The organism is Silanimonas lenta DSM 16282, from assembly GCF_000429065.1.
In the GTDB taxonomy this organism is placed as follows: domain Bacteria; phylum Pseudomonadota; class Gammaproteobacteria; order Xanthomonadales; family Xanthomonadaceae; genus Silanimonas; species Silanimonas lenta.
On record NZ_KE386844.1, the window covers coordinates 25,925 to 52,329 of the forward strand.

General features: G+C 71.6%; 23 protein-coding genes. 12 read left to right on the top strand and 11 right to left on the bottom strand.

Annotated elements, in window-relative coordinates:
* Window positions 1-134: 134 nt before the first annotated feature.
* The 7 genes from zwf (at window position 135) to G408_RS14820 (ending at window position 7,656) form a co-directional block, all read left to right on the top strand.
* Entirely contained in the window at window positions 135-1,598 is a 1,464-nt protein-coding gene (gene zwf / locus G408_RS0108885; RefSeq protein ID WP_028770799.1) for a glucose-6-phosphate dehydrogenase, read from the top strand.
* A gap of 19 nt (window positions 1,599-1,617) precedes the next feature.
* Entirely contained in the window at window positions 1,618-2,340 is a 723-nt protein-coding gene (gene pgl / locus G408_RS0108890) for a 6-phosphogluconolactonase (protein ID WP_051282818.1), read from the top strand.
* Window positions 2,341-4,167: a phosphogluconate dehydratase gene (gene edd / locus G408_RS0108895; protein WP_028770801.1), complete on the top strand. Its 1,827-nt coding sequence runs from the start codon at window positions 2,341-2,343 to the stop codon at window positions 4,165-4,167. It begins immediately after the preceding gene.
* A complete protein-coding gene (glk, locus tag G408_RS0108900; protein WP_051282819.1) occupies window positions 4,164-5,189 on the top strand; it encodes a glucokinase in 1,026 nt (341 codons plus the stop codon). Before edd ends, glk begins: the two co-directional genes overlap by 4 nt.
* Before the next feature lie 85 nt (window positions 5,190-5,274).
* On the top strand, window positions 5,275-5,928 hold the full coding sequence (locus tag G408_RS0108905) for a bifunctional 4-hydroxy-2-oxoglutarate aldolase/2-dehydro-3-deoxy-phosphogluconate aldolase (RefSeq protein WP_028770803.1): 654 nt from the start codon (window positions 5,275-5,277) through the stop codon (window positions 5,926-5,928).
* A 64-nt stretch (window positions 5,929-5,992) separates the two neighbouring features.
* On the top strand, window positions 5,993-7,066 hold the full coding sequence (locus G408_RS13960; RefSeq protein WP_037412888.1) for a LacI family DNA-binding transcriptional regulator: 1,074 nt from the start codon (window positions 5,993-5,995) through the stop codon (window positions 7,064-7,066).
* Entirely contained in the window at window positions 7,063-7,656 is a 594-nt protein-coding gene (locus G408_RS14820; protein ID WP_084628166.1) for a protein tyrosine phosphatase family protein, read from the top strand. The genes G408_RS13960 and G408_RS14820 overlap by 4 nt, the downstream gene beginning before the upstream one ends.
* 12 nt (window positions 7,657-7,668) lie before the next feature.
* Here the strand turns inward: G408_RS14820 and G408_RS0108920 are convergent, their stop codons facing one another.
* From G408_RS0108920 to G408_RS0108930, 3 genes are all read right to left on the bottom strand, one after another.
* Window positions 7,669-9,342, bottom strand: a complete 1,674-nt coding sequence (locus tag G408_RS0108920; RefSeq protein ID WP_028770804.1) for an alpha-amylase family glycosyl hydrolase — start codon at window positions 9,340-9,342, stop codon at window positions 7,669-7,671.
* Between the two features lie 101 nt (window positions 9,343-9,443).
* A complete protein-coding gene (locus tag G408_RS0108925) occupies window positions 9,444-11,606 on the bottom strand; it encodes a S9 family peptidase (RefSeq protein WP_084628225.1) in 2,163 nt (720 codons plus the stop codon).
* 5 nt (window positions 11,607-11,611) lie between these two features.
* Window positions 11,612-13,720, bottom strand: coding sequence for a prolyl oligopeptidase family serine peptidase (locus G408_RS0108930; protein ID WP_028770806.1), 2,109 nt, complete (start codon window positions 13,718-13,720; stop codon window positions 11,612-11,614).
* A gap of 129 nt (window positions 13,721-13,849) precedes the next feature.
* On the opposite strand from G408_RS0108930, the gene G408_RS0108935 reads away from it, so the two are divergent.
* Both G408_RS0108935 and G408_RS14825 read left to right on the top strand, forming a co-directional pair.
* Window positions 13,850-14,413: a lipocalin family protein gene (locus G408_RS0108935; protein ID WP_028770807.1), complete on the top strand. Its 564-nt coding sequence runs from the start codon at window positions 13,850-13,852 to the stop codon at window positions 14,411-14,413.
* Window positions 14,414-14,491: 78 nt separating this feature from the next.
* Complete coding sequence (locus G408_RS14825) at window positions 14,492-15,487, top strand: hypothetical protein (RefSeq protein ID WP_051282821.1); 996 nt, start codon at window positions 14,492-14,494, stop codon at window positions 15,485-15,487.
* Window positions 15,488-15,524: 37 nt separating this feature from the next.
* On the opposite strand, the gene G408_RS0108945 is transcribed toward G408_RS14825, so the two are convergent.
* Window positions 15,525-16,463 carry a patatin-like phospholipase family protein gene (locus G408_RS0108945; RefSeq protein WP_028770808.1) on the bottom strand — a complete coding sequence of 313 codons (939 nt, stop codon included), beginning with the start codon at window positions 16,461-16,463 and terminating at the stop codon, window positions 15,525-15,527.
* Complete coding sequence (locus tag G408_RS0108950; protein WP_028770809.1) at window positions 16,453-17,424, bottom strand: helix-turn-helix transcriptional regulator; 972 nt, start codon at window positions 17,422-17,424, stop codon at window positions 16,453-16,455. Before G408_RS0108950 ends, G408_RS0108945 begins: the two co-directional genes overlap by 11 nt.
* A gap of 96 nt (window positions 17,425-17,520) precedes the next feature.
* Between G408_RS0108950 and G408_RS0108955 the strand changes: the two genes are divergently transcribed.
* Together G408_RS0108955 and G408_RS0108960 are read left to right on the top strand one after the other, a co-directional pair.
* A complete protein-coding gene (locus tag G408_RS0108955) occupies window positions 17,521-19,263 on the top strand; it encodes an SLC13 family permease (RefSeq protein WP_028770810.1) in 1,743 nt (580 codons plus the stop codon).
* Between the two features lie 39 nt (window positions 19,264-19,302).
* Window positions 19,303-19,869, top strand: a complete 567-nt coding sequence (locus G408_RS0108960; protein WP_028770811.1) for a hypothetical protein — start codon at window positions 19,303-19,305, stop codon at window positions 19,867-19,869.
* A gap of 24 nt (window positions 19,870-19,893) precedes the next feature.
* Here the strand turns inward: G408_RS0108960 and hemC are convergent, their stop codons facing one another.
* The 5 genes from hemC to G408_RS0108985 are packed head-to-tail and all read right to left on the bottom strand — an operon-like array spanning window position 19,894 to window position 24,835.
* On the bottom strand, window positions 19,894-20,805 hold the full coding sequence (gene hemC / locus G408_RS0108965; protein ID WP_028770812.1) for a hydroxymethylbilane synthase: 912 nt from the start codon (window positions 20,803-20,805) through the stop codon (window positions 19,894-19,896).
* Between the two features lie 23 nt (window positions 20,806-20,828).
* The gene (locus tag G408_RS0108970) at window positions 20,829-21,566 is read right to left on the bottom strand and encodes a LytR/AlgR family response regulator transcription factor (protein ID WP_028770813.1); all 738 of its coding nucleotides are present in this window, start codon (window positions 21,564-21,566) and stop codon (window positions 20,829-20,831) included.
* A 13-nt stretch (window positions 21,567-21,579) separates the two neighbouring features.
* Complete coding sequence (locus tag G408_RS0108975; protein ID WP_028770814.1) at window positions 21,580-22,611, bottom strand: sensor histidine kinase; 1,032 nt, start codon at window positions 22,609-22,611, stop codon at window positions 21,580-21,582.
* Window positions 22,612-22,640: 29 nt separating this feature from the next.
* Window positions 22,641-23,747, bottom strand: coding sequence for a fatty acid desaturase family protein (locus G408_RS0108980; RefSeq protein WP_028770815.1), 1,107 nt, complete (start codon window positions 23,745-23,747; stop codon window positions 22,641-22,643).
* A 26-nt stretch (window positions 23,748-23,773) separates the two neighbouring features.
* Window positions 23,774-24,835 carry a flavin reductase family protein gene (locus G408_RS0108985; RefSeq protein ID WP_051282822.1) on the bottom strand — a complete coding sequence of 354 codons (1,062 nt, stop codon included), beginning with the start codon at window positions 24,833-24,835 and terminating at the stop codon, window positions 23,774-23,776.
* 123 nt (window positions 24,836-24,958) lie between these two features.
* Here G408_RS0108985 and fabR point away from each other — a divergent pair, with 123 nt between their 5' ends.
* A complete protein-coding gene (gene fabR / locus G408_RS13975) occupies window positions 24,959-25,624 on the top strand; it encodes an HTH-type transcriptional repressor FabR (protein ID WP_051282823.1) in 666 nt (221 codons plus the stop codon).
* Between the two features lie 29 nt (window positions 25,625-25,653).
* Here fabR and G408_RS0108995 read toward each other — a convergent pair whose 3' ends face one another.
* A complete protein-coding gene (locus tag G408_RS0108995) occupies window positions 25,654-26,322 on the bottom strand; it encodes an alpha/beta hydrolase (RefSeq protein WP_028770817.1) in 669 nt (222 codons plus the stop codon).
* Between the last annotated feature and the right edge of the window lie 83 nt (window positions 26,323-26,405).

Below are 26,405 nucleotides of genomic sequence, written 5' to 3' on the forward strand. Positions count from 1 at the left end.
GCTCCCGAGTATAGCCACGGCATGGCACCGGCGATGAATACGTTTGCGCCTCGCCAGCCGGCACGGGCAGCCGCTCATGCGAAGGATTAGGCTGGCGGGCCACGGTACCGCCGATGCCCCGCGCCTTGCTTCCGATGACCCAGGACGCCTCCCTCTTCGTGCTCTTCGGCGCCACCGGCGATCTTGCCCAGCGCATGCTGCTGCCCTCGCTCTATGCGCTGGAGCGCGACGGCCTGCTGCCAGGACCGCTGCGGCTGCTGGGCACGGCGCGCAGCCCCATGGACGGCGAGGCCTTCCGCGCCCATGTCGCCGAATCGGTGCGCCGTGCCGTGCCGGGGGGCGAACTGCAGGAGGAGGCGCTGTCCCGGCTGCTCGCACGCTGCGACTACCAGCCCGCCTCGGTGGACGATCCCGCCGCGCTCTCCGCCCTCTCCGCCCGCATCGCCGCCCTGCGCGGCGAGGGCGACACCCTGGTGCACCTCTCCACCGCGCCGAAGTTCTACGGCCCGATCTGCCAGGCGCTCTCGGCCGGCGGCGTGGCCGACGCCCGCATGCGGGTGATGCTGGAAAAGCCGATCGGCCACGACCTCGGAAGCTCCATCGCCATCAACGAGGCCGTGGCGCAGGTATTCCGCGAGGCACAGGTGTTCCGCGTCGACCACTACCTCGGCAAGGAGGGGGTGCAGAACCTGCTGGCCCTGCGCTTCGGCAATGCCCTGTTCGAGCCGCTGTGGAACTCGCGCTTCGTCGAGCAGGTGCAGATCACCGTGGCCGAGACGGTGGGCCTCGAGGGCCGCGGCGGCTACTACGACGAGAGCGGCGCCATGCGCGACATGGTGCAGAACCACCTGCTGCAGCTGCTCACCCTGACGGCCATGGAGCCCCCTTCCCACTTCGAACCCTCGGCGGTGCGCAACGAGAAGCTGAAGGTGCTGCGCTCGCTGCGGCCCATCGAAGGCGAGGACGTGGCCACCCACACCGTGGCCGGCCAGTACACCGCCGGCGCCATCGACGGCCGGGCGGTGCCGGGCTATGCCGACGAGCTGGGCCGGAAGAGCCGCACCGAGAGCTTCGTGGCCATCCGCGCCCACATCGACAACTGGCGCTGGAGCGGCGTGCCCTTCTACCTGCGCACCGGCAAGCGCCTGCCGCGCCGCGCCACCGAGATCTTCGTGAAGCTGCGCGCCGTGCCGCACTCGATCTTCGATGGCGAGGGCGCACGGCCGGAGCCGAATGCCCTGCTGATCCGCCTGCAGCCGGAGGAGCGCATCTCGATGATGCTGATGAGCAAGACCCCCGGCCTCGACCGCGGCGGCCTGCGGCTCTCGCAGGTGGCGCTGGACCTCGACCTGCACGATGCCTTCGCCCACGAGCGGCGGCGCATCGCCTACGAACGGCTCTACCTCGACGCCCTGCAGGGCAACGGCACCCTGTTCGTGCGCCGCGACGAGATCGAGGCGGCCTGGACCTGGGTGGACCAGATCCTCGGCGGCTGGACCGCACGCGGCCAGGAGCCGAAGCCCTATCCCGCCGGCACCTGGGGGCCGACGGCGGCACTGGCCCTGCCCGAACGCCATGGCCACAGCTGGCGCGAATGAGCCTCCGGAGTGCCGCGGCATGAGCCCCCTGCCCCTCACCGTGCATGCCGATGCCGAGGCCCTCGCCGGCGCGGTGGCCGCGGCCCTGGCCGAGGCGATCCGCCGCGGCGTGGCGGCGCAGGGCGAGGCCTGGCTGGCCCTGGCCGGCGGCAGCACGCCCTTCGCGGCCTATCGCCGGCTGGCGGCCATGGATCTGCCCTGGTCGCGGGTGCATCTCGTGGCCAGCGACGAGCGCTGGGTGCCTGCCGGGCACGAGCGGCGCAACGAGCGCGCGCTGGCCGAGGCCTTCGCCGCGGCCTTTGGCGTCCGGCTGCACCCGCTGGCGCCGGCCGATGCCGATCCCGCCGCCTTCGCGCCAGGCCATGCCGCCACCCTCGCCACCGCCGAGGCCAGCCTCGCGCCCCTGCATCCGCGCGCCTTCGACGCCGTGCTGCTCGGCATGGGCAGCGATGCCCATTTCGCCTCGCTGTTCCCCAAGGTGACGCCGCCTGCCGCGCTCGATGCCGGTGACCGCAGGCCGGTGGTGGCACTCGTCCCCGACCCGCTGCCGCCCGAGGCTCCCTACCCGCGTGTCTCGCTCACGCTCTCCCGTCTGGTCGCCACGCATGCCCTGCTGCTGATGATCTCCGGTGAGGCCAAGCGCGCCGCGCTGGAATGGGCGCGCACCCGCCCGGCCAGCGAGGCCCCGATCCATGCCCTGCTGGCCGCCGCGCCGGACCTGGCGATCCACTGGAGCCCCTGAATGTCCCTGCATCCCGTCGTCGAGCGCGTCACCGAACGCATCCGCGAACACAGTGCGGAGAGCCGCCGCGCCTACCTCGCCCGCATCGAGGCCGCGCGCCTCGGGGGCACCGCCCGCGCCCGCCTCTCCTGCGGCAACCTGGCCCATGGCTTCGCCGCCTCGGGCGAAGACAAGGACGCGCTGAAGCGGCAGGTGAAGCCGAACCTCGGCATCGTCACCGCGTACAACGACATGCTCTCGGCGCACCAGCCCTTCGCCACCTATCCCGAGCTGATCCGGATGGCCGCGCGCAATGCCGGCGGCACCGCACAGGTGGCCGGCGGCGTGCCGGCGATGTGCGACGGCGTGACCCAGGGCCGCACCGGCATGGAGCTCTCGCTGTGGTCGCGCGACACCATCGCCCAGGCCACCGCCATCGCCCTCTCGCACGACATGTTCGACGCCGCGCTGATGCTGGGCGTCTGCGACAAGATCGTGCCCGGCATGCTGATGGGCGCGCTCGCCTTCGGCCACCTGCCGGTGATCTTCGTGCCGGCCGGCCCCATGCCCTCCGGCCTGCCCAACAAGGAGAAGGCGGCGGTGCGCCAGCGCTATGCCGAGGGCAAGGCCACGCGCGAGGAACTGCTGGCGGCCGAATCGGCGAGCTACCACGCTCCCGGCACCTGCACCTTCTACGGCACCGCCAACTCCAACCAGATGCTGATGGAGGTGATGGGCCTGCACCTGCCGGGCGCGGCTTTCGTCAACCCGGGCACCGCGCTGCGCGACGCCCTCACCGTGGCCGCCACCGAGCAGGCCCTGCGCATCACCGCGCTGGGGCCGGACTGGCGGCCCGTCGGGCATGTGGTCGACGAGAAGGCCATCGTGAATGCCATGGTCGGGCTGGCCGCCACCGGCGGCTCCACCAACCATGCCATCCATCTCGTCGCCATCGCCCGCGCCGCCGGCCTGCGCATCGACTGGGGCGATCTCGATGAACTGTCGCGGGCCACACCGCTGCTGGCCCGCGTCTATCCGAACGGCCAGGCCGACGTGAACCACTTCCATGCCGCCGGCGGCCTTGGCTTCGTGATCCGCGAGCTGCTGCAAGCCGGCCTGCTGCATGGCGACATCAAATGCGTGCATGGCGGCGATCTTTCCCGGCAGGCGCTCGAGCCGCGGCTCGAGGGCACGCGGCTCGTCTGGCACGAGCCGCCACGCGCCAGTGGCGACCTCGACGTCCTGCGCCCGGTGGTCCGGCCCTTCGATGCCGAAGGCGGCCTTCGCCTCCTCACCGGCCGCCTCGGCCGTGCCGTGGTGAAGGTCTCGGCGGTGGCCCCGGAGCACCGGCGCATCACTGCGCCGGCCCGGGTGTTCGAGGACCAGGACGCCCTGCTCGCCGCCTTCAGGGCGGGCCGGCTCGAAGGCGATTTCGTGGCCGTGGTGCGCGGCCAGGGCCCCAGGGCGAATGGCATGCCGGAGCTGCACAAGCTCACGCCGACGCTCGGCCTGCTGCAGGACCGCGGCCAGCGCGTGGCCCTGCTCACCGACGGGCGCATGAGCGGGGCCTCGGGCAAGGTGCTGGCCGCCATCCACCTCGTGCCGGAGGCGGTGGCCGACGGGCCGATCGCGAAACTGCGCGAAGGCGACCTCGTCACCATCGACGCCGAGGCCGCGACCCTCGAGGTGGCGGTGCCGGAGGCCGAGTGGGCGGCCCGCCCGCCCGCCCCCATGGACGTCTCGGGCAACCAGTTCGGCGTAGGCCGCGAGCTGTTCGCGGTATTCCGCGCCGCCGCCGGCAATGCCGAGGAGGGCGCCTGCGCCCTGTTCGGGAGCCAGGGCCCATGAACCCGCACCCCGTCACCGCCACCGCCGCGGCCCCGGCGCTGCAGCGCCCCGCCCTGGTCGCCGACATCGGCGGCACCAATGCCCGCTTCGCCCTCACCGATCTCGCCGCGCCGCGCCCGGCCCTGCACGCGGTGCAGAACCTGCCCTGCGGCGGCTACGCCAGCCTGCAGCACGCCGCCGAGGCCTACCTCGCCGGCATCGGCGTGGCGCCAGTGCAGGCCGCGATCGCCGTGGCCTGCCCGGTGGATGGCGATGCCATCCGCCTCACCAACCGCGCCTGGGCCTTCTCCCGCCGCGAACTGCAGGCCGTGCTCGGCTTCGAGCGCCTCGAAGTGCTGAACGATTTCGGCGCCGTGGCCTGGTCGGTGCCGGCGCTCGCGCCCGGCGACGTAGTGCCGCTGCATGGCGACCCTGCCCTGCCCACGCGCGGCCCGGTGAGCGTGCTCGGCCCCGGCACCGGCCTCGGCGTGGCCCTGCTGGTGGGCGATGCCCGGCGCGGCTGGCAGGTGGTGGAAACCGAAGGCGGGCACGTCAGCTTCGCCCCCATCGGCGAGGAGGAGCAGAAGATCCAGCGCTGGATGAACCAGCGCTTCGGCCGCACCAGCAACGAGCGCCTGCTCTGCGGCGCCGGGCTCTCGCACATCGAAGCCGCCCTGCGCGACCCCGGCACCGGCCCCGGGCCCCTGGGCGAGCGCGCCAGCGTGCTGCGCGACCCCGCCGCCATCGTCGAAGCGGCGCTGGAGGGCCACGACCTCGATGCCCGCCGCACCCTCGCCCGCTTCTGCGCCGTGCTCGGCAGCGTGGCCGGCGATACCGCGCTGATCCATGGGGCGAAGAGTGTGATGATCGCCGGCGGCATCGTGCCGCGCTTCATCCCCTTCCTGCAGGCCAGCGCCTTCCGCGAACGCTTTCTCGCCAAGGGCCGTTTCGCCGCCTACCTCGAGAAAGTCAGCCTGCATGTCATCACCCATCCGCAGCCGGGCCTGCTGGGCGCTGCCTGTGCACTACGGGCGGCAGAATGAGCAGCGAGTGGTGAAGCGAGGAAAGAGGAAAGAGGAAAGAGGGAACAGTGAAGCGGGCATCGACAGGCAGGGGAGTATCGGGGCGATGAACTGGACGACGGAGAAGCGCAATGCGGCGATCGATGCCGTATTCGCCAGGGCGCCGGTGCTGCCGGTGATCGTCATCGAAACCATCGATCAGGCCGTCCCCCTGGCCCGCGCCCTCGTGGCCGGGGGACTGCCGGTGCTGGAGGTCACGCTGCGCACGCCGGCGGCGCTCGAGGCGATGCGGCGCATCGCTGCCGAGGTGCCGGAGGCAGTGCTCGGTGCCGGCACCGTGCTCACGCCGACCGACCTCGACGCCGCGGCGAACGCCGGCTGCACCTTCGCCATCAGCCCTGGGGCAACACCCGCCCTGTATGCCGCCGCCGAGGCCAGCCCGATCGCCTGGCTGCCGGCCGTGGCCACCGCCAGCGAGGTGATGCAGGGCCTTGCCCACGGCCACCAGCGCTTCAAGTTCTTCCCCGCCATGCCCGCGGGCGGCACGGCCACGCTCAAGGCCTTCGCCGGCCCCTTCCCGCAGGCGCGCTTCTGTCCTACCGGCGGCCTCGATGCCGGCAGCGCCCCGGCCTTCCTCGCCCTGCCGAACGTCGGCACCGTGGGCGGCTCGTGGATGCTGCCGAAGGACGCCATCGCCCGCGGCGACTGGGCGCGGATCGAGGCTCTCGCACGCGCGGCCGTGGGCCTGCGCCCGGCCTGAGCGCGCCACCGCCATCCACGGCGCCTTGAGCCCCGCCCCGGCGCGCCGGGGTATCCTCCGGCCGATGGCCCGGAAATCCCGCCCCACTTCCTTCGACATCGCCTACCGCGCCGGGGTCTCGCAGGCCACGGTCTCGCGCGCCCTGCGCGACAGCCCGCTGGTGAGCGAGGAAACGCGCCGGCGCATCCGCCAGATCGCCCGCGAGCTCAACTACAAGGTCGACAAGAACGCCTCCAATCTGCGGCGCCAGAGCGCGGTCACCCTGGCCCTGCTGCTGTTCGAGGACCCGACCCCGAACGACACCCTGATCAACCCCTTCTTCCTCACCATGCTGGGCTCGATCACCCGCGCCTGCGCGCGCCAGGGCTACGACCTTTTGGTGAGCTTCCAGCAGTTCAGCGAAGACTGGCATGCCGACTACCAGGACGCGCACAAGGCCGACGGCCTGATCCTGCTCGGCTACGGCGACTGGCACAGCACCCGTGGCCGCCTGCAGCGCCTCGTGGAGCAAGGCACGCATTTCGTCCGCTGGGGACCGGTGTTCGAGGACCAGCCCGGGGTCTCGATCGGCAGCGACAACCGCCATGGCGGTCAGGTGGTGGGCCGCCACCTCGCCGCCCTCGGCCGCCGCCGCGTGGCCTTCCTCGGCGCCAACCGCCCCACCGCGCCCGAGTTCCGCGACCGCTACCTCGGCCTGTGCGACAGCCTCGCCGAAGCCGGGCTTTGCACCGAGCCGGCCCTGCAGGTGGACGTGGTGGATTCCACCGAGCTCGCCGGCTACGCCGCTGCCCAGGCCCTGTTCGCCCGCGGCGTGGCCTTCGATGCCCTGTTCTGCGCCTCCGACCTGATCGCCATCGGCGCTTTGCGCGCCCTGCTGGAACAGGGGCGCCGCGTGCCCGAGGACGTGGCCGTGGTCGGCTTCGACGACCAGCCGGTGGCGGCTTTCTGCAACCCGCCGCTCACCACCGTGATGCAGGACACCAAGCTCGCCGGCGAGAAACTGGTGAACACCCTGATCCGCGAGATCCGCGGCGAGCCGGTCGAAAGCGAAGTGCTGCTGCCCACCCTGGTGGTGCGGCAGAGCTGCGGCGCCGCCCTCCCCCGCTCCCGCCCCGCCACGTCCAGCCAGGCCCGATGAGCATGAAACCCGCCGCCCTTTGCACCCTCCTCGCCTCCAGCCTGCTGCTCGGCGCCTGCGCCAGCCGTCCGGAGCCCGCCAAGACCGCCGCCACACCTCCGGCCAGCGCGCCCGCCGCGCCCTTCCTCGAACGCAGCCTGCGCCTCGACAATGTGCTGCTGGGCCCGCAGCCGGGCGCCGAAGACTTCGCCGCGGTCCGGGCCCGGGGCATCACCCGGGTGATCAACCTGCGCACGCCCGAGGAGACCGCCACCCTCGGCTTCGATCCCGCCGCTGCCGCTGCATCCGCCGGGCTCGACTACCGCGTGCTGCCGGTGCCGAGCAGCGGCGGCTTCAGCCCCGCGGTGCTGGATGCCTTCAGCGCCGAGATGGCCAAGGGCGGCGAATTGCTGCTGCACTGCGGCACCGGTGCCCGCGCCGGCCAGCTCTATGCCGCCTGGCTGGTGCGCGAGCGCGGCCTCTCGCCGCAGGAGGCGATGCAGCGGGTGGCACCGCTGGGGCTCTGGCCCCTGCCCATGGAACGCCTGCTCGGCCGGCCGCTCGCCATCGACTTTGCCGCGCCGGCCGGCGGGGACGCGCCCCAGCCCTGAGGCGGCTTCGGCTCAGGGCCGACGCATCGCCTCCACCGCCGCGCGCAGCGCCAGGGCGGTGAGCGGCCGCTCGTAGAGATACACCTGCACGCCGTTCGCCGGCACCCGGGCCTCGAAGGCCTCACCCTCGCGCAGCTCCAGCGTGCGGCCCTCCAGGGCCTCGCGCCAGCGCCCCGGCTGCAGGGGACCGGTGAGCCGGAACTCGGCCGCCGCATCGCCCTTGTTCAGCAGCACCAGCGCCGTCTGCGCCACCGCGCCCTGCTCGTACACGCGGTAGAAGGCCGCGCGCTCGCCCTCGAACAGCAGGTTGAGCTGCAGGCCGCGCTGCAGGGCCGGGGTCTGGGCACGCAGCCGGGCGATGCGCCGCAGCGCCTGGTGGATGGGATGTGCCGGCGCGGCGTCGATGCGTGCCTGGCCGAAGTAATTGCGGTTGCCGGCATGCTCGGCGGTGCCGCGCTCGAAGCCGATCTCCGAGCCGTAGTAGACGACCGGGATGCCGCGCACCGTGAACAGCAGGTTGTGGGCATTGATGAAACCGGCATCGTCGGCGTCCAGCCGCGGCATGTCGTGGTTGTCGTGGAAGGTCATCAGCTCGTAGGGGTTGGCATAGGGCCCGCCCTCGAGGAACAGCACCCGCTCGATGGCCTCGAAGCCGGTGCGCGGCCGGCCGAACACCTCACCCATGGCCTTCTGCAGCGGGAAGTCGAGCACGGCGATGCCGCCGTTCTCCGGCCGGGTGAAGGCCCCCAGTACCTCGGGGTCGTAGTCGAAGGCCTCGCCGAACAGGAAGAAGCCCGGGTGCACGGCGCGGATGCGGTCGGTGAAGCGCTTCCAGAACGAATGCGGCATGTGCTTGATGGTGTCCACCCGGAAGGCATCGGCGCCCTCCTCGATCCACTTGAGGTAGGCGGCCACGAAGTACTCCAGCACCGCCGGGTTGTCTTCGTTGAAGTCGGCGAGCTGGGCGATGTCGGGCTTCGTATTGAAGAAGGCGTGCAGCGGCTCTCTGTCCGGGCGCAGGCGCTTCGGATGCAGGTTCTGGTGGTCGGCCAGCAGCCGGCCCTCGGCGTCGAAGAGCTTGCCGAAGTCGTCGCGCTGCGCCGGCGCGCCGAAGGCCGGCGAGCCGTGGTTCAGCACGATGTCGAGCACGGTCTTGAGGCCGCGGGCGCGCAGGCCCTCGGTGAGCTCGCGGAAGCCCAGGCCCTCGCTCGGCCAGTGCTCGTCCACGCGGAAGAAGTTGGTGCCCCAGTAGCCGTGATAGCCGGTCTTGCCGCGATCGGTGAAGTGCCCGCCCCAGACCACCGCCTCGCCGCCGGAGAAGGCCTCGTTGGGGTTCTCGACGATGGGCGAGAGCCAGACCGCGCCGAAGCCCATGTCGCGGATGTAGCCGGCGTTGTCGAGCAGGCCGCGGAAATCACCGCCAAGATAGCCGGCGTTGTCGGTGCGGCCCGGCGGCGCGCCGGGCGTCACCCGGTCGAAAGTGCCGTGGTCCGGCAGGCCCTGTTCGCGCTGGTCGTTCGTAGGATCGCCGTTGACGAAGCGGTCGGTGAGCACGAAATACACCGCATGCTCGGCCATCGGCTCGGTGGTGCCGACGAGGTCCTGGCGCACCGGGCTGCCCGTTTGGGCGGCGACCGGCGCGACGAGCAGGGCGGCGAGCAGCAGGGGCAGCGGGAGCAGGCGCATTCATCGCCTCGTCGGCAGTGAGGGAGCCCCGAGTGTAGCCAGCCCGCGCCGCAGCGCCGCCCCGGGCGGCGCGGGATGCAATCGAATGCAGCGAAGAGCGCCTAGTTCCCCTTCTCCACCCCCAACTGGTCGAGCATGAAGGCGTAGTACTCGGCGGCCTCGGCGAAGCGGCGGAAGCGCCCCGACTTGCCGCCGTGGCCGGCTTCCATGTTGGTGCGGAAGACGAGGAGATTGTCGTCGGTCTTCTTCGCCCGCAGCCGGGCCACGTACTTCGCCGGCTCCCAGTACTGCACCTGCGAATCCCAGAGGCCGGTGCCGACGAACATCGCCGGGTAGGCCTTGGCCTCGATCTGGTCGTAGGGCGAGTAGGAGAGCATGTAGGCGTAGAAATCCTCCTGCTCGGGGTTGCCCCACTCGTCGTACTCGTTGGTAGTGAGCGGGATGCTGGGGTCGAGCATGGTGGTCACCACGTCGACGAAGGGCACCAGCGAGAGCATCACCCGGTACTTCTCCGGCGCCATATTGGCCACCGCGCCCATCAGCAGGCCGCCGGCGCTGCCGCCCATGGCCGCCACCCGGTCCTTCGCCGCGTAGCCGTTCGCCACCAGCCAGTCGGTCACGTCGATGAAGTCGGTGAAGGTGTTCTTCTTGTTGAACAGCTTTCCGTCGTCGTACCAGGCGCGGCCCAGTTCCTGCCCGCCGCGGATGTGGGCCAGGGCATAGACCACGCCGCGGTCGAGCAGCGAGGGCAGCTGCACCGAGAAGCGCGGGTCCTGCGAACTGCCGTAGCTGCCGTAGGCGTACTGCAGCATCGGGGCCGTGCCGTCCTTCGCCAGGCCCTTGCGGTAGACCAGCGAGACCGGGATGCGGGCCTTGCCGTCGCGGGCCGGCACCCAGACGCGCTCGGTGACATAGTTGGCGGGGTCATAGCCCCCCAGCACCGGGTCGCGCTTCAGCAGCCGGCGCTCGCCGGTCTCGACGTTCACCTCGTAGGTGGTGTTCGGGGTGGTGAAGGAGGTGTAGGTGTAGCGCACCCACGGGGTATCGGGCATCGGGTTCATGCCAAGGCCCATGGTGTAGGCCGGCTCGTCGGACTTGACGTACTGGCTCTCGCCGCCGTCCTTGAGGATGCGGATGCGGCGCAGGCCTTCCGAGCGCTCGCCGATGGCCATGAAGCCGTCGAACAGCTCGATGCCCTCGATCAGCACGTCGTCCTTGTGCGGCACCAGCTCGCGCCAGTTCTCGCGGCTGCCGAGCGCGTCCTCGGCCGCGGTCATGATGCGGTAGTTCGGCGCCTGCCAGTTGGTGGTGATGACCCAGCGGCCGGCGTAGTGGTCGGCGTTGTACTCCACGTCGCGCTCGCGCGGGGCGATCACGAAGAACTCGCCGGGCTCGGAAGCCCTGGTGCAGCGCTGCTCCGAGGACACCGTGCTCTGCACGCCAATGCAGATGTACTGCTTCGAGCGGGTGCGGCCGATGCCCATGTAGAAGCTGGTGTCGGCCTCGGTGTAGACGGTCTTGTCCTGCGAGACCGGAGTGCCGATGACATGCGTCTTGACGTGGGTGGTGAGCAGGGTCTTGGGGTCGTTCTCGACGTACCAGATCGTCCGGTTGTCGTCGCCCCAGACGATGTTGGCGCTGGCCCCGGTCACGGCCTCGTCCAGCAGCTCGCCGCTGGCGATGTCCTTGACCTTGATCGTGTACTGGCGGCGGCCGTTGAGGTCTTCGGCCCAGGCCAGCTTCGTGCCATCGGGGCTCACCTCCCAGGTGCCGACCTGGAAGAAGTCCTTGCCGGCGGCCATGGCGTTCTGGTCGAGCAGGATTTCCTCCGGCGCCTCCATCGTGCCCTTGCGGCGGGCCACGATGGGATAGTCCTTCCCGGCCTCGAAGCGCGAGTAGTACCAGTAGCCATCCTCGAAGTAGGGCACGCTGGCATCGTCCTGCTGGATGCGGCCGACGATCTCGTCGTAGAGGCGCTGCTTCAGCGGCGCGAGCGGCGCCAGTACGGCATCGGCGTAGGCGTTCTCGGCCTCGAGATAGGCCAGCATCTCCGGATTGGTGCGCGTATCGTCGCGCAGCCAGTAGTACTCGTCGATGCGCACGGCGCCATGCGGCGCCTTCACCTCGTGCGGGCGCTTCTCCGCCACCGGCGGCGCAGGCAGCGCGGCGGAGGCCAGCGGCGCGGCAAGGCCGGCGGCAAGGGCGAGGCCCAGGGGGGCGAAGGACTGGCGGCGCGGCAGGGCGCGGGCAGGGCGGGGGGACATCGGCATCACTCCGTGAACAGCGTCTTCTTGAGGAAGGTGTAGGCAAGCGCGTTCATGTAGGCGCTCTGGGCATTGTTGGCAGCGCCACCGTGGCCCCCCTCGATGTTCTCGTAGTAGTAGACCGGGTGGCCCATCGACTGCATCAGCGCGAACATCTTGCGGGCGTGGCCGGGGTGCACGCGGTCGTCGCGGGTGGAGGTGGTGAACAGCACCGGCGGATATTTCACGTCCGGCTTCACGTTGTGGTAGGGCGAGAAGCGGCGGATGAACTCCCACTGCGCCGGATCATCCGGGTTGCCGTACTCGGCCATCCACGAGGCACCGGCCAGCAGCTGGTTGTAGCGGCGCATGTCGAGCAGGGGCACCTGGCAGACCACGGCGCCGAACAGCTCCGGGTAGAGCACGGTCATGTTGCCGACCAAAAGGCCGCCGTTGCTGCCGCCCTGGATGCCGAGATGCTTCGGCGAGGTGATGCCGCGCTGGATCAGGTCTTCCGCCACGGCAGCGAAGTCCTCGTAGGCACGCAGGCGGTTCTCCTTCAGCGCCGCCTGGTGCCAGCGCGGGCCGTACTCGCCGCCGCCGCGGATGTTGGCCACCACGTACACCCCGCCCTCGCTGAGCCAGGCACGGCCGACCGCGGCCGAATAGGACGGGGTGAGCGAGATCTCGAAGCCGCCGTAGCCGTAGAGCAGGGTCGGGTTCCTGCCGTTCTTCGGAAGGTCCTTCCGCGCCACCATGAAGTAGGGCACGCGGGTACCATCCTTGCTGGTGGCGAAGTGCTGGCTGATCTCGAGGCCGGTGGCGTCGAAGAAGGCCGGGAGCTGCTTCAGCGGCTCTGGCGCGCGGCCGATGCTGCCCATCATCAGGGTGGTGGGCGTGAGGTAGTCGGTGACGGTGAGGAAATAGTCGTCGCCCTCATCGGCATCCACCGGGGAGAGCGAGACCGTGCCGAAGGCCGGGGCCCCCGCCAGCGGCTCGCGGCTCCAGCGGCCATTGGCGTAGGTGAGCACGTAGAGGCGGTTCTTCACGTCCTCGAGCACGTTGAGCACGAGGTGGTTACGGGTGGGCGACATGCCAGCGAGCGCCGTGGTGGCGCTGGGCTCGAACAGCAGGTCGAAGTCGCGGCCACCGGCCATGAAGTCGTCGAACCTGGTGGCGATCAGCGCGCCCTTGGGATAGGTGCGGCCGCCCACCGTGTAGTCCTCGCGCAGCTCCAGCACCAGCCATTCGCGGTAGACGCTCTTGCTGGCGCTGTTGGGGGCGTCGATCTTCGTGAGGCTGCCATCGGCGCCGCGCAGGTAGAGCTCGTCGTTGTAGAAGGCCAGGGTGCGGCTGACGAAGTCGCGCTCGAAGCCGGGGGTAAGATCGCGGTAGCCGGCGATGTACATGTCATCGGCCTTGCCCTCGTACACCACCTTCGCCTCGGAAAGCGGCGTGCCGCGCCGCCACTCCTTCACGATGCGCGGGTAGCCCGAACGGGTCATCGAGCCGGGCCCGAAATCGGTATAGACATAGACGCTGTCGGCGTCACGCCAGGCCACGCCGCCCTTGGCCTCGGGCAGCACGAAGCCATCCTCGACGAAGCGGCGGCTGGCCATGTCCCATTCGCGTACCACGATGGCATCGGCGCCGCCGCGCGAGAGCGAGACGAGGCAGCGCGCGTAGGCCGGGCGCAGGCAGTTGGCGCCGCGCCACACCCAGTTCATGTTCTCGGCCTGGTTGATGGCGTCGAGGTCGATCAGTACCTCCCAGGCCGGCTCGGGCTTGCGGTACTCCTCCAGCGTGGTGCGCCGCCACAGGCCGGCCGGGTTCTTGGCGTCGCGCCAGAAGTTGTAGAAGTACTCGCCCTGCTTGCTGACGAAGGGAATGCGCGCATTCGAATCGAGGATGGCGAGCAGGTCGGTGCGCAGTGCCTGGAAGCCGGGCTCGGCCTCCAGCAGGGCCGTGGTGGTGGCGTTCTGCTCGCGCACCCAGTCGAGCGGACGCTGGCCTTCCACCTCTTCCAGCCAGAGCCAGGGATCGGCGGGAGCGGGGGCAGGATCGGCGGCGGACAGGGCGCTGGTCATCAGGGCGGCGGCAAGCGTGATCGCGAGGGGGAGGCGGCGGGAACGCATGGGGTCTCCACGGGGGCCGGATGGGAAGGCCCGAGCATACCCCCCGCCCCCTGCCCGGCCCGCATGACCAAAGTCACGGGGCGTTCGCTCCCGCCGCGCGAGGCTCGCGTGGTTCCTCGGGAGACCGCCATGCGCCGCCTTCGCCACGCCGCCCTCACCTTGCTTGCCGCGCTGCTGCTCGGCGCCTGCACCCACGCCCCGGAGCCCCGCCCCATGCCCGCCGATGCCACCCCGCTCGACCTCCCCGCCTTCATGGGCACCTGGCATGTGGTGGCCCACGTGCCCTATTTCTTCGAGAACGGAAAAGTGGCCACACGCGACGTGTACGCCCTGCGCGAGGACGGCCGGGTGGAGAACCTGTTCGTCTTCAGGCGCCGCTTCGACGGGCCCGACCGCACCTGGCGCGGCCTGTCCTCGGTGGTGCCGGGCAGCGGCAACCGGGAATGGAAGGTGCGCTTCGTCTGGCCCTTCTCCACCCGCCTGCAGGTGCTGGAGGTGTCGGAGGATGGCCGCACGGCCCTGCTCGCCACCCCGGACCGGAAACTCGCCTGGATCTTCTCCCGCGAGCCGGTGCTGGAGGACGGAGAGCTTCAGGCCCTGGCGCGCCGGCTCGCCGGACAGGGGGTGGATGCCCATGCCCTGCGCCGTGTGCCGCAGCAGCCGGGGCAGGAGCGCGAACCGATCCTGCGCTGAACGCCACCCTGCCGCCACGGTGGCGGCAGGGCGGGGCGCATGCTATGCCATGCGCATCCGACTGCAAGGAGCCCCGCCATGCTGCCCGCCGCCCGCGCCACCCTGACCGGCCTCATGCTCGCCGCCGCGGGCCTGGCCTTCGCCCAGTCGCCACCGCCGGACGGCTACATCGGCCCGGAACTGGGCGCCGAGCCCGTACCCTCGAAGTCGCGTTCCGGCGGCTGGGGCCCCGGCGGCTGGCAGGGCGGGTGGACCTTCTGCGCCCGTGAGGGCGAGCGCTGCCAGGTGCGTGGCTGGGGCGTGGTGCGCTATGGCGCGGCGGGACGCTATGTGTACCGCGAAGTGAGGAACGCCAGCTTCCGCTGCGACAACACCCTGTTCGGCGACCCAGCCCATGGCCGCGAGAAGGCCTGCGAGGTGCGCTACTACGAGGAGGGGGGCTGGGGCGGCGGCGAGACCGGCGGCGGCTGGAGCCGCTGCGCCCGCGAGGGCGGCGTCTGCCAGGTGCAGGGCCCGGCCACCGTGCGCTTCGGCGCGGATGGCCGCTACTACGAACGCGAGGTGCGCGGCGGCCCTGTCGGCTGCGACGTACAGACCTTCGGCGACCCGGCGCCGCGGGTGACCAAGCACTGCGACGTGCGCTACGGCCATGGCGGCATCGGCCCGGGACCCGGCCCGGGCGGCGGCACCTGGACCGCCTGCGCCCGCGAGGGTGGCATCTGCCGCCTGCCGGGCCCGGCCACGGTGCGCTACGGCGCCAACGGGCAATACACCTTCCGCCGTTTCGAAGGCGGCAGCGTGAGCTGCGACAACCGCAGCTTCGGCGACCCGGCCCCGGGCCGCAGCAAGCAGTGCGAGTACCAGGCCGAGGGCTGGGGCGGCGGCGCCTGGTCCTACTGCGCCGAGGAGGACCAGTTCTGCAGCTTCCGCGGCCGCCGCGCGGTGCGTTACGCCGCGGATGACGGGCGCGAGGTGGTGCGTTCCTTCCGCAACGGGGTGGAGTGCTCGAACCGCGCCTTCGGCACCGATCCCGCGCCCCGCCACAAGAAACGCTGCTACGTCGACCTGCGCTGAAGGGGAAAGGCCTGGCCCGGCCGGAGGCCCGGAGGCTTCAGCCCGGCCAGGCGTCGAGGGCCTCGGCGGCGATGCGCCGGCCGAGCTCGCGCAGCTCGCGCGCCCGCCAGAACTCGTAGAAGCTCGCCGATTCACGCGGGATGCGGATCACGAGGTCGGGCGGATCCTGGGCGAGGTGCAGGCGCGTCATCTGCGACTGCATGGTGTCCATCGAGCGCGACATCAGGTCGAGCAGTCCGGAAAGGCCGCCGCCCGCCGCCGAGGCGGAGGCTGTGGCGCCCGTCTCCGGCGCCGCCGCCACGCCGAACCAGGCGGCCACGCGCTGGCGCCAGCCGCTGGTGCGGCGCTCGGGCTCGTCGTCGAACATCTCGGCCTCCGGCAGGGGCGCCGGCGGGGGCGGCACAGGCCGCTCGCCGCGGGCGCTGAGATCGACCGCGATCACCGCATCGCAATGGAAGGCCCGGGTGGCCGCGAGCGGCAAGGGTGCGAGCAGGCCGCCGTCCACCAGCTCCCGGCCATTCACCACATGCGGCGTGAACACCATGGGGATGGCGATCGAGGCGCGGATGGCATCGAACAGCGGCCCGTGCTGGAACCAGACCTCGCGCTGGGTGGCAAGGTCGGTGGCCACGGCCACGAAGGGGATGGAAAGCGCCTCGATGCGGTGCTCGCCCACCAGTTCCTTCAGGGTGGCGATCACCCGCTCGCCGCGGATCAGACCGGGCGCGCCCAGGGTGAGGTCGAGCAGGCGCAGTACATCGTTGCGCTGCAGGGTCTCGACCCAGTCGCGGTAGGCGGCGAGCTGCCCGGCGGCATGGATGCCGCCGATGAGCGCGCCCATCGAGGACCCGGCCACTGCCGCCACCTGGTAGCCGCGCTCCTCCAGCACCTCGATCACGCCGATGTGGGCGAGGCCCCGGGCCCCGCCGGCCCCGAGCGCCAGGGCGACACGGCGGCCCCTGCCCTCAGTCGCCATAGACCTTCGCACTGAGCTGCAGCAGGGAACGCACCTGCTCGCGCAGGGGCAGCGGTTCGACCACCTCGGCATCGGGGCCGTAGCGCAGCACGTCCATCAGCAGCTCGCGGGCATGGCTGTAGGGCACGCGCAGTTCGTAGCGGCCGTCGGGCAGGAAGCGCCCTTCCTGCCTGGAATGCCAGTGCTCGTCGGCCACCCAGCGCGCTGCCTTGGCGCTGAAGCGGATGGTGGCCCAGGCCTTGGGCGCGCCGCTGAAGATGCCGTAGCTGGAAGCGAAATGGGCATCGAGCTCGGTCTCCGGCAGGTCGAGGGCCGGGGCGTCTTCGAGGCGCGCATGGGCGATGCGGTCCACCGAGAAACTGCGCAGGGCCTCGCGCTCGTGGTCGTAGGCATCGAGATACCAGTTGTCGCGGTAGTGGGTGAGGCGCTGTGGCGAGACCTGGCGGTGGGTGCGGGTATTGGTGGTGCGGGCGGTGTAGTCGAAGCGCAGGCGTCTGCGCTCGAGCACGGCGCTGGCGACCATGCGGAACACCGCCTCATCCACCCGGCGGGTGCCGCTGCCGAGCACCCGCACCCGCTCGATCGGCCAGCGCTTGCCCCCGGCATGCTGCTGCAGCAGGGCATCGATCCGGCTCTTGAGCGGGGCGAGGGCCGCCGAAAGGATGCCCGGGCCGGTGCGGTCGAGCAGCTGCTGGGCGGCGGTGAGGGCATGCAGTTCCTCCGAACTCAGCCACAGGCCGGGCAGCTCGAAACGCTCGGCCTCCTTCTCGGCATAACGGAAGCTGGCCTCGCCCTCGCCGTGCTCCAGCGGGGCGCCGAGCGCATCGCGCAGGAAGGCAAGGTCGCGGTAGAGGGTGGCGCGCGAGCAGCCGAGCTCGTCCATCAGACGCTGCAGGGGCACCGGGTAGCGGGAGGCCTTGAGGCTGCGGTGCAGGGCGAGGATGCGTTCGTAGCGGTCCATCGGCGGCGGGCCCGGGGCGGGACGCCAAGGATGGCAAAGCCTCCGCCTCTACGCCACGCAAGGGTAAAGTCGGCGCCGTTCCGCCCCGGAGACCCCATGGACGCCCTGCTCACCCTCGCCGTCGTGCTCGCCGCCACCGCCCTGTTCGTCAGCGAGAAGCTGCGGGTGGACGTGGTGGCGCTGATGGTGCTCTGCGCCCTTCTGCTGCTCGGCCTGGTGGAGCCGAAGGAGGCGCTCGGCGGCTTCAGCAGCGAGGCCACCATCACCGTGGCGGCGATGTTCGTGCTGAGCGCCGGGCTCACCCGCAGCGGCGCCCTGCTCGGCCTGGGCCGCCTGCTGGCGCGCATCCGCAATCCCTGGATCATGCTCGGCGTGGTGCTGGGTGTGGCCGCCCCGGTCTCGGCCTTCATCAACAACACCGCGGCGGTGGCGGTATTCCTGCCGATCCTGCTCGCGGCCGCCACGGCGGCGCGGCGCAGCCCCTCGCGCATGCTGATCCCGCTCTCCTACGTGGCGCAGATGGGCGGTGTGTGCACCCTGATCGGCACCTCGACCAACCTGCTCGTGAACTCGCTGGCGCAGCAGGCCGGCGAGCCGGGCTTCACCCTGTTCGAGTTCTCCGAGCTCGGCCTGGTCTTCCTCGGTTTTGGCGTTGCCTACCTGCTCGTCGCCTCGCCCTTCCTGCTGCCCGAACGCGAGGCGCCCTCACTGCCGCAGGCCGCCGAGCTCGGCAAGTACGTCACCGAGCTCAAGGTGCCGGAAGGCTCGAAGCTGGTGGGTCGCACCGTGGCCGAGATCGGCGCGGTGGAGAACCACCGGGTCTATGTGCTGGAACTGATCCGCGGCGAGACCCTGCACTGGGCGCCGCGCGCCACCGCCATCGAGGCCGGCGACGTGCTGCTGGTGCAGGGCGAATGGCCGCGGCTCACCGAGTTCGCCCGCGCCCATGGCCTCTCGCTCGACACCCCGCAGGCGGAACGCACCGTGCTGGTCGAGGCCATGGTGGCGCCAAACAGCCGGCTCGCCGGCCGTACCCTGGACGAGGTGGCGCTGCCGCAGCAGCACCAGGCGCGGGTGATCGCCCTGCACCGCCGCGGCGAGCGGGTGGCCGAGCAGCTGCGCTCGCTGCCGCTCGCGGCCGGCGACCTCGTGCTGCTCAGCATCCCCGACTCGGAGATGGCCGAGCTGCGCCGCGACACCGCGCTGGTGATCGTCTCCGAACGCAACGAGGAGCGCATCGACTGGCGCCGTGCCCTCACCGCCGTGGGGGTGATGGTGGCCGTGGTGACGCTCGCCGCGCTCAACATCATCCCCATCGTCGAATCGGCCATCCTCGGCTGCATCGCCCTCGTAGTGCTGCGCGCGCTGGAGCCGGACGAGGCCTATGCCGCCATCGACTGGCGGGTGATCGTGCTGCTGGCCGGCGTGTTCCCGCTCGGCATCGCCATGCAGGAAAGCGGGCTGGCGCGGCTGGTGGTCGACTACACCCTGGGGCCGCTCGGCGGCTTCGGCCCGCTGGCGGCGCTGGCCGCCCTCTATCTGCTCACCACCCTGCTCACCGAGGTGATGAGCAACAACGCGGCGGCCGTGCTGCTGACGCCGATCGCCCTGGGCACCGCCTCCACCCTCGGAGTGGATGCCAAGCCCTTCCTGATCGCCGTGATGTTCGCCGCCTCCACCGCCTTCGCCACCCCGGTGGGCTACCAGACCAACACCATGGTCTACAGCGCCGGTGGCTACCGCTTCGCCGACTTCCTGCGCATCGGCCTGCCGCTGAACGTGCTGTTCTTCCTCGTGGCGATCGTCTTCATCCCGCGCTACTTTCCGTTCTCGCCCTGACCCGCCCGGGTCGCGGCCCACCCCCGGAGGACCCCCGCCATGCCCCGCGCCCTGCCCGCCCTCGCCCTGCTGCTCGCCCTGTCCGCGCCTGCCGCCGTGCTGGCCGATGCCAAGGCCGAACTCAGCCGTGCCTTCGACCGCTTCCTCGAGGCCCCCTCGTTCCGCGCCACCATGAGCGACGCCAAGACCGGCGAGCGCTACGTGCGGGTGGAATACGCCGCCCCCGACCGCTACCGCGTCGTCAACGAGCAGGGCGGCCCGACCATGGTGGTGGTGGGCAATACCGCGCAGATGGAGGTGGGCGGCCGGATGATGAACGTGCCGGTGCCGATCAACCAGATCGTCAGCGCCTACCGCAACGAGGAGATGCTGCGGAAGCAGCGCGAGACGATGACCGTGGAGGCCCTGCCCGACGGTGAGGTGGACGGCCGTCCGGCCAGGGTCTACCGCTTCACCACCCAGCACCCGCGGCCCTCCACCGCCACGGCCTGGGTGGGCGAGGGCGACACCCTGCTGCAGATCGAGGTGGACGGCGGCAACACCGCCCGCGGCAAGGTGGTACGGGTGCGCTACAGCGACCTTGGCGCCGACATCCGCATCCCCTGAGCCGCCGCCGGCGGCGCGCCGGCGCTAGTGCCCGAGCAGTTCGCCGGCGCCCTGCGCCAGCAGGGCCTCGGCCACGCGCCGGCCCAGGGCCTCGGGCTCGGCGGCGCTGCCCCGGGCCTCGGCACGGACGAGCCGGCCGCTCGCCGCATCGCCCACGGCACCGCGCAGCAGCAGCTTCTCGTTGAAGAGTTCGGCGAAGCCGGCCACCGGCACGTGGCAGCTGCCGTGCAGGGCGCGGTTCATGGCGCGCTCGGCCTCGACGCAGACCCGGGTGGCGCCGTCGTCGAGGGCCGCCAGCAGGGACGCGGTGGCCGCGTCGTCGGCCCGGCATTCCAGCGCGATCGCCCCCTGCGCCACGGCGGGCAGAAGGCGCGGCGGAGCGAGCCGCTCGCGGATGCGTTCGCCCAGGCCCAGCCGCTGCAGGCCGGCGCAGGCGAGGATGATCGCCTCGTACTGGCCGGCATCGAGCTTGGCCAGCCGCGTATTGACGTTGCCGCGCAGGTCGAGCAGCTCGAGGTCGGGACGCAGGGCCCGCAGCTGCGCCTGCCGGCGCAGCGAGCTCGTGCCCACCCGGGCGCCGCGCGGCAGCGCATCCAGGGTGTCGAAGGCATTGGAGACGAAGGCATCGAAGGGATCGGCGCGTTCGAGAATGGCCGGCAGCACGAAGGGGCCATCGAGCTCCATCGGCACGTCCTTCAGCGAATGCACGGCGGCATCGGCCCGGCCTTCCAGCATCGCCACCTCCAGTTCCTTCAGGAACAGACCCTTGCCTCCCACCGCCGCCAGAGCGCGGTCGAGGATCTGGTCGCCTCGGGTGCTCATCGGCACCAGCACCACCTCGAGGCCGGGATGCAGGGCGCGCAGGCGGGCGGCGACGTGTTCGGTCTGCCAGAGCGCGAGCGCGCTCTCGCGGGTGGCGAGTCGGAGCTGGGGCATTCGGTCGGTCTTCGGCAAAGCGTCTAGAGGTGCTTGAGCTCTTCCTTGAGCAGGGGCAGGCAGCGGCGGCTCACTTCCAGCCGTGCCGGACTGTCGCGCAGCAGGGCGTACACGCTGCCATCGGGATTGCGGCGCAGCTCGACGAGCTGCTCGCGGGCCACCAGGCAATTGCGGTGGATGCGCAGGAAACGCGGGGCGAACTCGGCCTCGAGGCTTTTCAGTGAATCCTCCACCAGGTCCTCGCCGCGGGCATGGTGCACCACCACGTACTTTTCTTCGGCCTGCAGGTAGTGGATGTCGGCCACCGGCACCAGGCGCAGCGAGCCGCGCAGGCGCGCCGCGAGATGGCTGCGCTGCCGCCCCGTCAGGGCCGGCGCCGCCATCTGCTGGCGTCCGGCGCGACGCTCGGCGGCGCGCTGCAGGGCGGCGGCGAGGCGCTCGGCGCGCACCGGCTTCAGAAGGTAATCGACGGCCGCCGCCTCGAAGGCGGCGAGCGCATGCTCGTCGTAGGCAGTGCAGAACACCACCGCCGGCGGCGAGGCCAGCGCGGCGAGGTGGCGGGCGGCCTCGAGACCGTCCATGCCGGGCATCTCGATGTCGAGCAGCACCACCTCGGGGCGCGCCTCCGGGCCGGTGCAGGCCTCGATCACCGCCCGGCCATCGGCCACCGCGCCCACCACCCGGTGCCCGCCCAGCCCATCGACGAGGGCGGCAAGACGCTCGCGGGCCAGCGGTTCGTCGTCGGCGATCAGGACATCCATCGGCAGCGGAAGCTCAAGACAGGGGCAACTCGATCCGGACCCGATAGTAGCCCTCCCGGGCCTCGGCCAAGAGCGTCGCTCCACGCCCGAAGCGATGCGCCAGGCGTTGCCGGATCGACGCCAGGGCATGGCCGTTCCCCGGCCTCGATGGCAGCCCCTCGGGATAAGGGTTGCCGATCTCGATGCAGAGCCGACGGCCGTCCGCGCGCAGGATGACGCGGATCTCGCCGCCCTCGCGAAGCCTCGCAATTCCGTGCACCACGGCATTCTCCAGCAAAGGCTGGAGCACCAGCCGCGGCAGGGGGAGATGCAGGGGCAGGCCGGGCTCGGCCTCCCAGGAAACCCTGAGCCGCTCGCCGAGGCGCAGCTGCTCGATGCCGAGGAAGCGCTGGGCGAGATGGATCTCGTCGGCCAGGGTCCCCTCGGCCCCGCCCTGGCCCAGGGCGGCGCGGAAGAGTTCGGAAAGATCCTCCACGGCCCGTTCGGCCGCGGCGGGATCCCGCCGGACCAAGGCAGCGATGGAGTTCATCGAGTTGAACAGGAAATGCGGCCGGATCCGGGCCTGCAGGGCTTCCATCTGTGCCTGGGCAAGGGCCTTCACCTGGGCCCGCCAGCGATCCTGGGCGGCAAAGTAACGAAGCGCGATCCCGGCGATGAGCCCGGTCAGGAGGGTGGTGGTCAGCACGAACTGCCGGTTGAGGCCGGCATCCAGCACGAAGTCGCCGAGCGAGGCGGCGATGTAGTTCAGGGCCGCCGCCCCCAGCCCGGCGACCCCCATCGGCACGGCCGTGGCCACGACGAAATCGGCGTGCCGGGGCAGCCTGAGCAGCCAGGGCCGCAGCTTGCACAGAGCCACGGCGGAAGCGATGGCGATCCAGGTGGCAAGCGCGCTGGCCGAGGCGAACTCGATGAAATCCCAACGCGCCGCCCGGGTCGGCGCCAGGGCGACCACCAGCACCACGAGCTGGCCGGCGCCGATGGCCGCCGCCAGGCGCAGCGGGGTGCAGAACTCCGGCAGGACGAGGCGGTCGGCGGCGGGCGGCATGCCGCCAGTATCGCCGATCGTCCCCCGGCTCAGGCCGGCGCCGGCGCCCAGCGCGGCCGGCTGGGGAAGGCGTGGCGGAACAGGCGCCAGAGCACCGAACCAAACTGCCGCGGCAGCGAGCCCGTGTTGTAGGGCACGCCGTACTTCGCACAGATCGCCCGCACCTCGCTGGCGATGGCGGCGTAGCGGCGGGCCGGCAGGTCGGGGAAGAGGTGATGCTCGATCTGGTGGCTCAGGTTGCCGGTCATCAGGTGCATCAGAAAGCCGCCGGAGATGTTCGAGGAACCGCGGATCTGCCGCTGGTACCAGCCGGCGCGGGTCTCGTCCTTCACCTGCGCCGGAGTGAAGGTGATGGCATCGCGGGTGAAGTGGCCGCAGAAGATCACCACGAAGGTCCAGAGATTGCGGGCGAGGTTGGCGGCCATGTTCCCCAGCAGCACCGGCAGGAAATAGGGGCCGGCCAGCAGCGGGAAGACCACGTAGTCCTTGCCGCCCTGCCAGGGCAGCTTGCGCAGGAGCGGCCGGGCCTCGATCCAGAACTCGCGCCAGGGCCGGCGGCCCTTGAGGTACTTGCCGAGCTTGAGGTTCTGGATGGCGATACCGGTCTGGTAGAACACCGCCAGCACCAGGGCATAGAGCGGCTGGCCGAGCGCGAAGGGCGTCCAGCGCTGCTCGGGGAAGATGCGCAGCAGGCCGTAGCCCACGTCGTCGTCCTTGCCGCGCACATTGGTCCACTGGTGGTGGCGGTGGTTGTGGGTCTCGCGCCACCACTCGGTGGGGCAGAGGTGGTCCCACTGGAAGCGGTCGCCCTGCAGGCTCGGGTCGTTCATCCAGTCGTACTGGCCATGGATGACGTTGTGGCCGAGCTCCATGTTGTCGAGGATCTTCGACACCGCCAGCGCGAACACGCCGAAGCACCATAGCGGCCAGAGCATCCAGGGCGCCGGCGCCGCGCCGTAGAGGGCGAGCCGGCCGATGGCCTCACTCCAGCGCACGGCATGGCGCACGCGGCGGATGTAGCGGGCATCGGCAGCACCGAGGTCGCGGACGTGCTTCTCGCGCAGGGCGTCGAGCTCGGCGCCGAAGGCCTCGAGGCGTTCCCCGGTGAGCAGGGGCGTGGCGGCAGCAGCAGACATGCAGGGCGGGTTCCGGGGTCGCAGAATCAAAGGTCGATCACAAGGTCGCTGCGCGCGGCGCTGATGCAGAGCTTCAGCGCCGTGCTGGCCTCGGGGTGCAGGCTGTCGTCGCGCAGGTCGAGGTGCACGCCCTCGGCCTTGGCGCAGGCACAGCGCCCGCAGAGGCCCTGGCGGCAGCCGTGCGGCGGGGTGAGGCCGGCGGCCTCCAGCGCGGCCAGCAGCGGCGTGCCGGCAGGGATGGACAGGGTGCGGCCGCTGCGCCGGAGGTGCAGCGTGACGTTCGCCTCCGGCGCCTCGGGCAGGCGCAGGAGCGGCGGGGTGAAGCTCTCGGTGGCGATGCGTGCGGCCGCTCCGCGCAGCAGGGCCTCGACCCGTGCCACGAAGCCGGCAGGGCCGCAGGCCAGCACCTCGGCCCCCTCCGGGCTCGCCGGCAGCGCGGGCAGCAGGCCGGCCTCCAGCCGGCCGGCCGCCTCGTGGGCGGACTGCGGCGCATCGCCGGTGAGGAAGAGGCGGAAGCGGAAATCCGGGAAGCGCGCCTGCAGGGCCTGCAGTTCCTCGAGGAAGCAGGCCTCGGCGCGCTCGCGCACCCAGTAGGCGAGCGCCAGACCGGCGAGCTGGCCGCGGGCCGCGGCGGCGCGGATCTGGGCCATGGCGGCGGTGATGCCGCTGCCCGCGGCCATCAGCAGGCGCTGGCTGGCCTGCGGCAGGGCGAAGCGCAGCCCGCCCCAGGGCTCGCTGATGGCGAGACGCTCGCCGTCCCGCGCCCGGGCCAGCCACTCGGCGAAGCGCCCGCCGGCCACCCGGCGCACGGTGATGGCGAGTTCGCGTTCGCCGGGCAGGCTCACCAGGGTGAAGCTGCGCTGGAAGCGCCGGCCATCCAGTTCGAAGCCCAGGGTGAGGTGCTGCCCGGGCTGCCAGTCGCGCAGGCGGCGGAAAGGCTTCAGCCACAGGGTCTCGGAATCCACCGCGGCCGGCGTACGGCGCAGCAGCCGCGCGGTATTGCCATACGGGCTCCAGCCCGGCTGCAGCAGGCCGCGCCAGTAGTGCCAGGCCGGGCGGAAGGGGGGAAGGGACAGCGTGGCACTCATGCAGGAGCGGAGCATCGGGGGTGGGCGCGGGCGATTCTATACACTTGTGCATACAGGTGTTCAAAGCCCGCCCCCGGCCGGGGTGCTACCGTTCAGGCGCCACGTCCCGGCCCGTCCCTTCGCATGCCCCAGCCCACCCCGCTCCGCCCGCCCCAGCCCCGCGCCGCCCCCGGCCAGCCCGGGCGCAAGCCGCAGATCAGCCGCGAGGACCTGATCGCCGCCGCCCTGCGCCTGCTCGGACCGCACCGCAGCGTCTCCACCCTCAGCCTGCGCGAGGTGGCGCGCGAGGCCGACATCGCCCCGAACAGCTTCTACCGCCACTTCCGCGACATGGATGCGCTGGCCATCGCCCTCATCGAGCTGGGCGGCCGCAGCCTGCGCACCATCATCCGCGAGGCGCGGCTGCGCCTGCGCCCCGGGCGCAGCGTGATCCGCACCTCGATCCAGACCTTCATGGAGCAGCTCGACGCCGACGAGCGCCTGCTGCACATCCTGCTGCGCGAAGGCAACGTCGGCTCGGATGCCTACAAGGCCGCGGTGGAGCGCGAGCTGCGGACGTTCGAGGAAGAACTCTGCGCCGATCTCGTGCGCCTGTCCGAGGCCGGCGGCCGGCCGATCCACGCCCCGGCCCTGGTGGCCACCGCCATGACCCGGCTGGTGTTCGCCATGGCCGCCACCGCCATCGACCTGCCGCGCGAGCGCCGCGGCGAGGTGGTGGAGCAGATGGTGCAGATGCTGCGGATGATCATGGAAGGCGCCCACGTGCTGGCCGAGCGCGAGGAGCGCTGAAGGCCGGGGCGGGGGGGCGCAGCCTGCCCTCAGGCGCTGGCGAAACGCGCCTCCATCCAGTCGCCGAGATCGCGGATCTCCTCGGCGCACACCGAATGTGGCATCGGATAGCGGCGCAGCGTCGCCTCCATGCCCAGCGCTTTCAGCGCCTCGACGGATTTCTGCCCGGCCGCGAGCGGCACCACCGGATCCTGCGTGCCATGCGCCATGAACAGCGGGGTGGCGAGGCCCTGCGGCGTGGCCTCGGCCGGTGTCTCGGCGGCCAGCGGCAGATAGGTGGAGAGCGCCACCAGGCCAAGCAGGGCCTGCTCGCGGCGCAGGCCGGTGGCCAGCGTGATCGCCCCGCCCTGCGAGAAGCCGGCGAGGAGCACCCGGTTCGCCGGCACGCCGCGGTCGCGCTCGCGGGCGACCAGCGCCTCCACTTCGCCGATCGAGCGGCGCACGCCGGCGGCGTCCTCGCGCACCTTGCCAAAATCGAGGCTCACGATGTCGTACCAGGCGCGCATCGGATAGCCGTTGTTGAGGGTGATCGGCATCACCGGCGCATGCGGGAAGACGAAGCGCAGGGCCGGCCAGTGCGGGCGCACCAGTTCGGGCACGATCGGGGCGAAGTCGTGGCCGTCGGCACCGAGGCCGTGCAGCCAGATCACCGAGAAGACCGGCTTCGCACCGGTGGTGGTTTCGATCGTCTCGAGCATCGTCCGGGTCCGTACGGCATCAGCAGATGAGGGCGCGGCATTGTGCCCGAGGCGCGGTCCCCTGCCCTCCCCCGGCCCCGAGG

What these genes read in the sequence shown, in the direction of transcription:
- zwf (WP_028770799.1), top strand. Translation starts at nt 135, where the DNA reads ATGACCCAGGACGCCTCCCTCTTCGTGCTCTTCGGCGCCACCGGCGAT.
- pgl (WP_051282818.1), top strand. Translation starts at nt 1,618, where the DNA reads ATGAGCCCCCTGCCCCTCACCGTGCATGCCGATGCCGAGGCCCTCGCC.
- edd (WP_028770801.1), top strand. Translation starts at nt 2,341, where the DNA reads ATGTCCCTGCATCCCGTCGTCGAGCGCGTCACCGAACGCATCCGCGAA.
- glk (WP_051282819.1), top strand. Translation starts at nt 4,164, where the DNA reads ATGAACCCGCACCCCGTCACCGCCACCGCCGCGGCCCCGGCGCTGCAG.
- G408_RS0108905 (WP_028770803.1), top strand. Translation starts at nt 5,275, where the DNA reads ATGAACTGGACGACGGAGAAGCGCAATGCGGCGATCGATGCCGTATTC.
- G408_RS13960 (WP_037412888.1), top strand. Translation starts at nt 5,993, where the DNA reads ATGGCCCGGAAATCCCGCCCCACTTCCTTCGACATCGCCTACCGCGCC.
- G408_RS14820 (WP_084628166.1), top strand. Translation starts at nt 7,063, where the DNA reads ATGAGCATGAAACCCGCCGCCCTTTGCACCCTCCTCGCCTCCAGCCTG.
- G408_RS0108920 (WP_028770804.1), bottom strand. Translation starts at nt 9,342, where the DNA reads ATGCGCCTGCTCCCGCTGCCCCTGCTGCTCGCCGCCCTGCTCGTCGCG.
- G408_RS0108925 (WP_084628225.1), bottom strand. Translation starts at nt 11,606, where the DNA reads ATGTCCCCCCGCCCTGCCCGCGCCCTGCCGCGCCGCCAGTCCTTCGCC.
- G408_RS0108930 (WP_028770806.1), bottom strand. Translation starts at nt 13,720, where the DNA reads ATGCGTTCCCGCCGCCTCCCCCTCGCGATCACGCTTGCCGCCGCCCTG.
- G408_RS0108935 (WP_028770807.1), top strand. Translation starts at nt 13,850, where the DNA reads ATGCGCCGCCTTCGCCACGCCGCCCTCACCTTGCTTGCCGCGCTGCTG.
- G408_RS14825 (WP_051282821.1), top strand. Translation starts at nt 14,492, where the DNA reads ATGCTGCCCGCCGCCCGCGCCACCCTGACCGGCCTCATGCTCGCCGCC.
- G408_RS0108945 (WP_028770808.1), bottom strand. Translation starts at nt 16,463, where the DNA reads ATGGCGACTGAGGGCAGGGGCCGCCGTGTCGCCCTGGCGCTCGGGGCC.
- G408_RS0108950 (WP_028770809.1), bottom strand. Translation starts at nt 17,424, where the DNA reads ATGGACCGCTACGAACGCATCCTCGCCCTGCACCGCAGCCTCAAGGCC.
- G408_RS0108955 (WP_028770810.1), top strand. Translation starts at nt 17,521, where the DNA reads ATGGACGCCCTGCTCACCCTCGCCGTCGTGCTCGCCGCCACCGCCCTG.
- G408_RS0108960 (WP_028770811.1), top strand. Translation starts at nt 19,303, where the DNA reads ATGCCCCGCGCCCTGCCCGCCCTCGCCCTGCTGCTCGCCCTGTCCGCG.
- hemC (WP_028770812.1), bottom strand. Translation starts at nt 20,805, where the DNA reads ATGCCCCAGCTCCGACTCGCCACCCGCGAGAGCGCGCTCGCGCTCTGG.
- G408_RS0108970 (WP_028770813.1), bottom strand. Translation starts at nt 21,566, where the DNA reads ATGGATGTCCTGATCGCCGACGACGAACCGCTGGCCCGCGAGCGTCTT.
- G408_RS0108975 (WP_028770814.1), bottom strand. Translation starts at nt 22,611, where the DNA reads ATGCCGCCCGCCGCCGACCGCCTCGTCCTGCCGGAGTTCTGCACCCCG.
- G408_RS0108980 (WP_028770815.1), bottom strand. Translation starts at nt 23,747, where the DNA reads ATGTCTGCTGCTGCCGCCACGCCCCTGCTCACCGGGGAACGCCTCGAG.
- G408_RS0108985 (WP_051282822.1), bottom strand. Translation starts at nt 24,835, where the DNA reads ATGAGTGCCACGCTGTCCCTTCCCCCCTTCCGCCCGGCCTGGCACTAC.
- fabR (WP_051282823.1), top strand. Translation starts at nt 24,959, where the DNA reads ATGCCCCAGCCCACCCCGCTCCGCCCGCCCCAGCCCCGCGCCGCCCCC.
- G408_RS0108995 (WP_028770817.1), bottom strand. Translation starts at nt 26,322, where the DNA reads ATGCTCGAGACGATCGAAACCACCACCGGTGCGAAGCCGGTCTTCTCG.